The sequence below is a fragment of the Dolomitihabitans soli genome (genome assembly GCF_022213955.1).
GTDB lineage: Bacteria > Actinomycetota > Actinomycetes > Streptosporangiales > Streptosporangiaceae > Streptosporangium_A > Streptosporangium_A soli.
On sequence record NZ_JAKNTW010000071.1, the window covers coordinates 1 to 1,434 of the forward strand.

Genomic DNA, 1,434 nt, shown 5'->3' on the forward strand with positions numbered 1-1,434 from the left:
ATGACCTCGCGCATGAGGCGGGCGGTCTCGCTGGGCGTCTTCCCCACCCGGACCCCGACCTTCTCCAACGCCTCCTTCTTCGCCTGCGCCGTACCAGCCGAACCCGACACGATCGCCCCCGCATGCCCCATCGTCTTACCCTCAGGCGCCGTGAACCCCGCCACATACGCCACCACCGGCTTCGACACGTTCCGCTCGATGAACGCCGCCGCCCGCTCCTCCGCATCCCCCCCGATCTCACCGATCATCACAACCGCATCCGTCCCCGGATCCGCCTCGAACGCCTCCAACGCATCGATATGCGTCGTCCCGATCACCGGATCCCCACCGATCCCCACCGCCGTGGAAAACCCGATATCCCGCAACTCATACATCAGCTGATACGTCAAAGTCCCCGACTTCGACACCAGCCCCACCCGACCCGCCGACGTGATATCCGCCGGAATGATCCCCGCATTCGACAACCCCGGCGACGCGATCCCCGGACAGTTCGGACCCACGATCCGCGTCCCGCCCCCCGCCGCCACCGCATACGCCCAGAACTCCGTCGTGTCATGCACCGGCACACCCTCGGTGATCACCACACACAACGGAATCCCCGCATCCACCGCCTCCTTCACCGCATCCTTCGTGAACGCCGGCGGCACGAACACCACCGACACATCCGCACCCGTCGCCGCCATCGCCTCCCCGACACCACCGAACACCGGCAGACCCTCGTGCACCGTCCCGGCCTTACGAGCATTCACCCCGCCCACCACCCGCGCCCCCGACGCGAGCATCCGACGCGTGTGCTTCGTCCCCTCCGACCCCGTCATCCCCTGAACGATGATCCGAGAATTCTCCGTCAGCCAGATCGCCATCTCATGCCCCCACGGAAGCAAGCTCAGCGGCACGCCTGGCCGCCTCGTCCATCGTGTCCACCAGCTCCACGCCCTTCAGCGCCGCACCCTCCAGGATCTCCCGGCCCAGCAGCGCGTTGTTCCCATCCAGCCGCACCACCAGCGGACGCGACACCGCCTCGCCACGCTCCTCCAGCAGCCGGAACGCCGCCACGATCCCGTTCGCCACCGCATCACACGCCGTGATCCCGCCGAACACGTTCACGAAGATCGACTTCACCGCCGGATCAGAGATGATGATCTCCAACCCCGCCGCCATCACCTCCGCCGACGCCCCGCCCCCGATATCCAGGAAATTCGCCGGCCGCGGACCACCCGCGAACCCCTCCCCCGCGTACGCCACCACATCCAGCGTCGACATCACCAGCCCCGCACCGTTACCGATGATCCCCACATCACCATCGAGCTTGACGTAGTTGAGACCCTTCTCCTTCGCCCGCGCCTCCAGCGGATCCTCCGCACCCTTGTCCTCGAACGCCACATGCTCCTTCTGCCGGAACAACGCGTTGTCATCGAGCGTGACCTTGCCGTC

At 66.7% G+C, this 1,434-nt stretch carries 1 protein-coding gene and 1 pseudogene; both read right to left on the reverse strand.

The features are described 5' to 3' along the window. Positions 1–863 (reverse strand): succinate--CoA ligase subunit alpha (gene sucD, locus MBA17_RS49000; protein WP_238505828.1); only part of this gene is annotated, 863 nt, incomplete at its 3' end. 1 nt (position 864) lies between these two features. Then, a pseudogene (locus MBA17_RS49005) lies at positions 865–1,434 on the reverse strand (ADP-forming succinate--CoA ligase subunit beta); the annotation flags it as partial.